The 8,064-nt window shown below is 49.3% G+C and carries 8 protein-coding genes and 1 tRNA gene; 3 read left to right on the top strand and 6 right to left on the bottom strand.

What is annotated here, in order from left to right; all coding sequences use genetic code 11:
• Positions 1-90: 90 nt before the first annotated feature.
• Positions 91-180, top strand: a tRNA-Ser gene (locus WHS43_08060).
• A gap of 1 nt (position 181) precedes the next feature.
• Here the strand turns inward: WHS43_08060 and WHS43_08055 are convergent.
• Genes WHS43_08055 through accD form a run of 4 tightly spaced genes read right to left on the bottom strand, consistent with a single transcriptional unit; the run spans position 182 to position 3,516 of the window.
• Positions 182-1,438: a nodulation protein NfeD gene (locus WHS43_08055; GenBank protein ID MEJ5339591.1), complete on the bottom strand. Its 1,257-nt coding sequence runs from the start codon at positions 1,436-1,438 to the stop codon at positions 182-184.
• A 15-nt stretch (positions 1,439-1,453) separates the two neighbouring features.
• Positions 1,454-2,071 (bottom strand): bifunctional phosphoribosyl-AMP cyclohydrolase/phosphoribosyl-ATP diphosphatase HisIE, encoded by a 618-nt coding sequence (gene hisIE, locus WHS43_08050; GenBank protein ID MEJ5339590.1) that lies wholly within the window; start codon positions 2,069-2,071, stop codon positions 1,454-1,456.
• Positions 2,072-2,087: 16 nt separating this feature from the next.
• Positions 2,088-2,696, bottom strand: a complete 609-nt coding sequence (locus WHS43_08045) for a segregation/condensation protein A (GenBank protein ID MEJ5339589.1) — start codon at positions 2,694-2,696, stop codon at positions 2,088-2,090.
• Positions 2,683-3,516 carry an acetyl-CoA carboxylase, carboxyltransferase subunit beta gene (accD, locus tag WHS43_08040; protein ID MEJ5339588.1) on the bottom strand — a complete coding sequence of 278 codons (834 nt, stop codon included), beginning with the start codon at positions 3,514-3,516 and terminating at the stop codon, positions 2,683-2,685. Before accD ends, WHS43_08045 begins: the two co-directional genes overlap by 14 nt.
• 33 nt (positions 3,517-3,549) lie before the next feature.
• Between accD and cysS the strand changes: the two genes are divergently transcribed.
• Together cysS and folD are read left to right on the top strand one after the other, a co-directional pair.
• Positions 3,550-5,019: a cysteine--tRNA ligase gene (gene cysS, locus WHS43_08035; GenBank protein ID MEJ5339587.1), complete on the top strand. Its 1,470-nt coding sequence runs from the start codon at positions 3,550-3,552 to the stop codon at positions 5,017-5,019.
• Complete coding sequence (gene folD, locus WHS43_08030) at positions 5,007-5,894, top strand: bifunctional methylenetetrahydrofolate dehydrogenase/methenyltetrahydrofolate cyclohydrolase FolD (GenBank protein ID MEJ5339586.1); 888 nt, start codon at positions 5,007-5,009, stop codon at positions 5,892-5,894. Before cysS ends, folD begins: the two co-directional genes overlap by 13 nt.
• Here the strand turns inward: folD and WHS43_08025 are convergent.
• A complete protein-coding gene (locus WHS43_08025) occupies positions 5,889-7,340 on the bottom strand; it encodes a menaquinone biosynthesis decarboxylase (GenBank protein ID MEJ5339585.1) in 1,452 nt (483 codons plus the stop codon). The genes folD and WHS43_08025 overlap by 6 nt on opposite strands.
• Positions 7,300-7,842: a hypothetical protein gene (locus tag WHS43_08020; protein MEJ5339584.1), complete on the bottom strand. Its 543-nt coding sequence runs from the start codon at positions 7,840-7,842 to the stop codon at positions 7,300-7,302. Before WHS43_08020 ends, WHS43_08025 begins: the two co-directional genes overlap by 41 nt.
• Between the last annotated feature and the right edge of the window lie 222 nt (positions 7,843-8,064).

Here is an 8,064-nt window from a genome sequence, read left to right as displayed (position 1 = left end):
TCTTAATCCTCCCTATGGGTTTTCCATGGGGAGCTTTTTTTTACCATAATTTCTTATAACTTGCAACTCGGGTTATAATATTTACCTTCAGGAGAGGTGACCGAGTGGCCGAAGGTGCAGCACTGGAAATGCTGTGTACGGGCAAACCCCGTACCGCGGGTTCGAATCCCGCCCTCTCCGTTTAAACCTTCCTGACCTTTAGAACCATTCCCCTTACCTCCTCCACCACCACCTGCTCACCCTTCTTTAGAGGTTCATCGCTTATGGCATTCCATATCTCACCATGCACAAAAACTTTTCCTCTGCCCTGCACAAAGTCTGTAAAAACTTCCCCCTGCTCACCCACCAGCTCTTCTGTGCCCAGCATCTTCTTTCTCTTCTGAGCCTTCAGCCCAAGTCTACCAGCGAAGAGGAAAAAGGCTACTGTAAGACCAACCATTGTGGCTATGACACTAATGGGTATGTTTCCATAGGGAGACTCTGGACTTATGAGTATGAAGGATCCAAGGGCAAGGGCTATGGCACCTGCTATGGCAAGACCACCAAAAGTTGGGGTTACAAGCTCAAGAACAAGAAGGAGAATACCCGCAAGTATGAGCAGGAGACCAAGCCAGTTTATTCCTATAACCCCCAGACCGTAGAGACCAAGAAGCAGACATATTACGCCCACTGCACCAGGTATGATAGAGCCAGGGTTGTATAGCTCAAAGAATATACCATAAAAGCCTATAAGAAGAAGCATGTATGCAAGTGTGGGATTGGTTATGACCCTCAGGAGCTCCTCTCTCAGGCTCTTTCCTACTTCCACAGTCTGGATTCCTTCCGTCTTGAGGGTAATCTCCTTTCCATGCTTATTTATCTTCCTGCCCTCAAGCTTCTTTAGAAGGTCTGTCCTGTCTACAGCTATGAGGTCTATAACCTTCTCCTTCAGAGCCTCTTCCGGTGTGAGCGATATGGCCTCCTTTACCATCCTCTCTATGACCTCCGGGTTTCTGCCCTTTTCCTTTGCTATGCTCCTGACGAAGGCAAGCATGTCCTGCATGACCTTTTCTCTCATAGCCTCATCCATCCTCTCACCGCCCATCTGCACGGGTGTTGCCGCTCCTATGTTTGTTCCCGGTGCCATCACCGCCACATCTGCAGAAACGGTTATAATTGCACCTGCGGAGGCTGCACGCCCTCCTGGAGGGTAAACATACACTACTACCGGCAGGGGAGTCCTCTGAAACTCCTGAACCACCTCCCTCATGGAGCTCTCGAGACCACCGGGAGTGTTCAGCTCAAGCACAAATATTGTCCCTCCTTCCTTCTCCGCACGCTCAAGGCTTCTTTTTACATAGTCCACCATTAGAGGGGTTACCGCATCCTGCCACTGGGAAATGAAGACTTTTGCATGAGATAGGCTGAGAAGCAATAGTAGAAAAAGAAAAACAGCCATAAAAAAATCTTAAGACTATTTCATTCTCCCTGCAAGCTCACTGAGAACCTCCTCTATGCCTATTCCCCTTATGGTGAGCATAAGAAGCAGGTGGTAGAGCATGTCGGAGGCTTCTGCCCTTATCTCCTCTGGCGCTCCCCTCTTGAGGGCTATAAGGGTCTCTATGGCTTCTTCTCCAAACTTCTGAAGCACACGGTCCTCACCTTCTTTGTAGAGTTTGACCGTGTATGAACCTTCTGGCATATCCTGAAGTCTCTGTCTTATCACCTCCTGAAGCCTCTGCAGGGCTTCAAAGGGAAGGACTCTTTTAGCCTGTCCTCCCTCGAGGTTTCTGAAAAAACAATTCCTCTCTCCCGTATGGCAGGCGGTGTTCTTTTCCTGCTCCACGATGTACAGCAGAGCGTCCTCGTCGCAGTCCACCCTTACCTCCACCACCCTCTGAAGCTCCCCAGAGGTCTCTCCCTTTTTCCATATGCTCTTTCTTGACCTTGAATAGTAATGGGCATAGCCTGTCTCCAGTGTTTTTCTAATAGCTTCATCGTTTGCCCATGCAAACATCCTCACTTCACCCGTCCTGTGATCCTGTGCTATGACGGGTATGAGACCTTCCTCGTTAAACTTAAGCCTCAACACTCTATTACCTCCAGCTTTAAATATATTCTTCCAGAGCTCTTATTCTCAGGTCTCCATATGGTTCATCCTGCTCTATTTCCACAAGTCCATCCTGATATAGCACCATAAGAGCCATAAGGTAGGGCACAAGGCTTTTGCCAAGGATGAGTTCATAAAAGGATAGTATGTGCCTTTTCTCCAGAAGCACCTCTCTGAGCTCTTCCAGAGCGTCCTCAAACCTTGATATATGCACGGGAAATCTTCTTTCCCTCCTCCTCCCGTTCACATTCCTCACCTTTATCTTTTTTACCACCCTCCTAACCTTCTCTATCCTCTGACTTAGCTCTTCCGCCACTTCCTCCTGCTGGCTTTCAAACTGCTCCACTATCTCCTGAAGGGTGAGCTTTTTTCTTTCCCTTTTCTGCTTTGGTTCTGGGAAAAGAACCTCTGTCTGCTTTTTCAGGAGAAAGGAGGCTGCAAGCACCGCCCTTGCGGGCACTCTCAGGTCAAGAAGCTCGTGTCTCCTTATCTCCTCCATGTAAGCCCTGGCAAGGGCTGATATGTCCACATCCCAGGGGTCAAGCCTTCCCTCCTCCACAAGCCTGTAGGCAAGGGCAAAGGGATGGTCTTCTTCAAACCTCCACATGCCTTCTCCAGTAGGTGGTGAGTTTTATGAGGTGATGCAGTGTATCTTTCAGGTCCTTTCTGTGAACCACCATATCCACCATACCCTTCTGAAGCAGAAACTCCGCAGTCTGGAAACCCTCAGGTAGTTGCTGCTTTATGGTCTGCTCTATGACTCTGGGTCCTGCAAAGCCTATGAGAGCCTTCGGTTCTGCAATGATTATGTCGCCAAGAAAGGCAAAGCTGGCGGATACCCCTCCAGTGGTGGGGTCTGTAAGCACGGTGATATAAGGAATGCCCTTTTCTTTTAGATAGCCCACGCCTATGGAGGTCTTTGCCATCTGCATAAGAGACAGTATTCCCTCCTGCATGCGAGCACCACCAGAAGTGATCACCGCAATGAGAGGTATATTCTTTTCACTGGCATACCTGCACGCCCTGTAGAACCTCTCACCCACCACTGAGCCCATGCTTCCACCAATAAAGCCAAAGTCCATGACCGCAAGCACCACCCTCTCCTCCCTTAAGAGCCCCTCCGCAATAAGCATCGCCTCAGAAAGGCCAGTCTGTTCCTGAGCCTGTTTGAGTCGGTCTTTGTAGCTTTTTGTGTCCTTGAAGTTGAGGGGGTCGGTGGGCCTTATGTTTTCAAAGAGAAGCTGGTAGTTTTCAAGGAGTTGCTCAAGCCTTTCTTTTGCAGGCATGATAAAATGGTGCTGGCACTTGGGACATACATTCAGGTTTGCCCTGAGCTCGGGAATATAGAGTAGGGATTTGCAGTTTTCGCACTTTGTCCAGAGGACCTCCTTCTCCTCCTTTTTCCTGAACCTGTCAAGAAAGCCCATGCCTATGGTATTTTACCATGCTAAAATACTACTATGAGCATCCGCATCTATAACACCCTCACTGGCAGGGTTGAGGAGTTTGTCCCTGTAGACCCTCCTCATGTGCTCATATACACCTGCGGTGTGACCGTTTACGACGATTCTCACGTGGGACACGGAAGAAGCCTTATAGTCTTTGATGTTTTCAGAAGGTTTCTTGAGCATATGGGCTACAGGGTAAAGTTTGTGAGAAACTTTACCGATGTGGACGATAAGATAATAAACAGGGCCAGTCATGAATGCACGGACTTTATGACCATAGCCAACAGATACATTGCCAGTTACTACATGGATATGGAAAACATCCGCGTAAAGCCTGCAGATGTGGAGCCAAGGGTCACAGAACATATAGGGGAGATAATAGAGGTGATAAAGGGGCTTGTGGAAAAGGGATATGCCTACGAGTCTGGGGGTGATGTTTACTTCTCAGTTTCTACTTTTCCAGAGTATGGAAAGCTCTCAAAGAGAAACGTGGAGGAGCTGGAGGCGGGTGCAAGGGTAGAGCCCTCTGAAAAAAAGAAAAACCCTCTGGATTTTGCCCTCTGGAAGTCTGCAAAGGTGGGCGAGCCCGCATGGGATTCGCCCTGGGGACCTGGAAGACCTGGCTGGCACACAGAATGCGTGGCCATGATTTTCAAGCACCTGGGTCAGACCATAGATATACACGGAGGAGGTCTTGACCTTGTGTTTCCTCACCATGAGAACGAGATAGCTCAGGCGGAGGCCCTTACTGGAAGACCCTTTGCCCGATACTGGGTTCACAATGGACTGGTTACAGTGGGCGGCCAGAAGATGTCCAAGTCCCTTGGCAATTACATAACCCTGAGAGAGGTATACTCTAAATACCATCCTGACATTCTCAGGCTTCTTGTGCTCTTTACTCACTACAGGAGCCCACTGGACTTTTCCTGGGAAAAGATGGAAGAGACTAAAAGAGCCTATGAAAGGCTCATAAATGCCCTCGAAGATCTTGAGCTTCTCAAAAAGTTGTCAGTTTACGAAGAAAAGGGGACTCATTACCTTTTTGAAAAGGTTAAGGAAACACAAGAAGCCTTCTTTCATGCCCTGAGCGAGGATTTCAACACCCCTCAGGCGCTTGCAGTGGTCTATGGTCTCATAACAGAGCTCAATAAACTCAAGAACAGAGCCTTCTCTGAAGGCAGAATATCAACGCAGGAGCTTCAGGCCTATGAGTTTGCGGTAAACTCCATCATAAAGAACCTGAGGGGAGTTTTTGGTCTTTTAGAGGACTACAGACCAGAGTGTGAGGTCAGAAGGGTTGTTCAGAAGGAGCTGGAGGCTGGGCAGGTTTTTGACCAGAGGCTTGTGGAGCTTCTTGTGGAGGTAAGAAACGCAGTAAGAAAAGAAAGGCTATACCATGTGGCGGATCTTATAAGAGACAGGCTAAAAGACCTTGGTATAGTGCTTGAAGACACACCAGCGGGAACAAAATGGAAAAGGTAGTGAGCACTCCTCTCATACTTGACGGTAAAGAACTCTCAGAAAGGATAAGGGAAGAGATACACAGGGAGGTTGAAGGCTATACTGCAAAGGGTTTCAGACCTCCAACTCTTGCGGTTGTTCTTGTGGGAGAAGACCCTGCAAGCAAGGTCTATGTGGGCAACAAGAAAAAAGCCTGTGAGAAGGTGGGCATAAGGTCTCTCTCCTATGAACTGCCGGAAAATACCACCACTCAGGAACTTCTTGAGCTCATAGCTCAGCTCAATTCTGAGGACCAGGTGGATGGCATCCTTGTCCAGCTTCCCCTGCCACCACATATAGACCAGCAGGAGGTAATCCTTGCCATAAGCCCCAGAAAGGATGTGGATGGTTTTCACCCTGAAAACATGGGAAGGCTGGTAGCACGCATAGAGGATGGCTTTGTTCCCTGCACCCCTCTGGGCATAGACCTGCTTCTGAAAAGCTATGGGATAGATGTGAAGGGCAGGGATGTGGTTATAGTGGGTGCTGGTTTTATTGTGGGAAGGCCTCTGGCACTCCTCATGCTCTGGAGGGATGCCACTGTGAGCGTCTGCCACATACACACAAGGGACATAAGCCAGTATACGCGTCAGGCGGACATCCTGATATCTGCCACTGGCGTGCCGCACCTTATAAAGGCTCACATGGTAAAGGAGGGTGCGGTGGTGGTGGATGTGGGTATTTCAAGGCTTGAAGGCAGAATAGTGGGTGATGTGGATTTTGAGGAGGTAAAGGAAAAGGCCTCTGCCATAACGCCTGTGCCCGGTGGAGTTGGACCCATGACTGTGACCGCCCTGCTTCTGAATACCCTAAAAGCCTACAGAAGAAGGCTCGGCATAAGGGAAGTGCTCTTATAGTCCCAGCCTGTGCCACAGGCTGTCTATCTTTTTTCTCACATCCTCAGACATCTCTATGACCTCAGGCCACTCCCTTGTGTAGCCCTCTTCCTTCCACTTGGTGGTGGCATCTATTATGATTTTGCCACCAAAGCCCACCTCGTTGGTGGAGTGGTCCAGCACATCTATGGGACCTTTGAGTATCAGCACATCCCTCCCCGGGTCCACATTGTTGCCCCATGCCCAGAGCACCTGTCCAAAGTCGTGCACATCAATATCCTGGTCAAAAACCACTATGTGCTTTGTGAGGGACATAAGACCAAGCCCCAGCAGTGCGTAGGCTACCTTGTAAGCATGCCCCGGATAGCGTTTTTTTATGGATACAAAGCAGAAGTTATGAAAACAGCCTTCCGCAGGCAGGTAGTAGTCCACCACCTCAGGCAGGTTAAACTTGATAAGGGGAAGGAAGATTCTTTCTGTAGCCCAGCCTATGTATTTGTCTTCCTGAGGGGGCTTTCCCACTATGGTGGCAAGGTAGATGGGGTTGTTGCGGTGCAGGATGGCGGTGATGTGCATCCTTGGATACTTGTCTACAGGCGTGTAAAAGCCCGTGTGGTCTCCAAAGGGACCTTCATCTACAAGCTCTTCAGAGGGGTCCACATAGCCCTCTATCACCATCTCCGCATGGGCGGGATACTCAATGTCTACGGTAATGCCCTTTATGAGCTCCACGCCCTCTTCCCTTATCAGACCTGCAAAGAGGTATTCGTCCACCTCTGGTGGAAGAGGTGCGGAGGCAACGTATGAGAGCACAGGGTCTCCGCCTATGGCTATGGCAACCTCCAGTTTCTTGCCCAGCCTTTTTGCCTTCCAGTAGTGGTGGTTTCCATCTTTGTGAATCTGCCAGTGGAGGGCAAGCTCTGTAGGAGAAAGCACCTGTATGCGGTAGAGCCCTACGTTTCTTATGCCGCTCTCAGGGTCTTTTGTAATCGTCTGACCAAAGGTGATGTATCTTCCTCCATCCTTTGGCCAGCACTGAAGTATGGGAAACTCCAGAATATCAATCTTCTCCTTTTTTATGTTCTCCCTTATATGTCCGTCCTTTACAACCCTTGGCAGGGAGTCGTTGAGCTTTTTGAGCTCAGGAAGCCTCTTTAGCTTGTCTAAGAAGGTGTGAGGGATTTCGGGCCTGAGGAGTTTGTAGAGCTTCCAGCCAATGTCCTCAAGGTTTTCGTATCCAAGTGCCAGCTTTATCCTCTTTTCTGAGCCCAGAAGGTTGGTAAGCACCGGCACCGAATAGCCCTCCACCCTCTCAAAGAGAAGGGCTTTGCCACCTCCGGGCATCTTGGAAACTCTGTCGGTGACTTCTGTAATCTCAAGGATAGGAGAGAGGGGTTCCCCTATTCGTGCCAGCTCACCTTCTTTTTCAAGCCTCTTGAGAAAGTCTCTCAGGTCTCTGTAGGGCATCTTCTTCTCCTTCTACAAGGCAGAGGTCTTCTCTGCACCGCACCGCAGGTGCCTTCGTGAGCTTCTTTGAAACCTCAAAGAGTAGCTCTCTTATAGAATTTCTGATAGACTGACGCAAATCGTATAGCTCCCTCAGCTTTTCAGAGAGCTTTTTTGCCTCTTCCTCTCTGCCCCCTGCCAGTGCACAGTCCATCCTGCGTATGACCTTCTCCGCAGACTCATCGCAGTGCACAAGCGCCATGGAAAGGTGCTTCAGAACACACCACAGGCTCTCCACCTTGCTCCTGAACTCACCTCCAGATTCGCCAGATATTTCAAGAACGGAGAATAGAAGGTTTCCCACACTCTTTCGCCTGTTTCTGAGCTCGTCTATATAGAGGACAAGGTCTTGCAGCTTTGTCTCTCCCTCAAGCTCCATAAGGTGCTGCTCCGCATGGGCAAGGTGGGCTATTAAATAGACAACTTCTTCCACAAGAGCCTCTTCCCACAGTCCAGACTGCATAGAAATAGTATAGCTCCAATCGTGAATCCCCGAAGGTCAGATAAAAGAGCAACTGTTGAGCCGTGCCTTTTCCCTAATGGAGGATTTTGCCCTTCTGCAACATCCCGTATGTTTCAATCTATCCTTAGCTCTTCCCTCAGAACTCCCTCCACATCCTGAGCGGACACGACTTTCCTGACAAGCCCATGAAGATATGCCCTGTCCTTTATCTTTCTTACCCTC

Source organism: Aquificaceae bacterium (assembly GCA_037481935.1).
Lineage (GTDB): Bacteria > Aquificota > Aquificia > Aquificales > Aquificaceae > Pampinifervens.
Note: the sequence above shows the minus strand (reverse complement) of the source record. Positions and strands in the feature narration are given on the sequence as shown.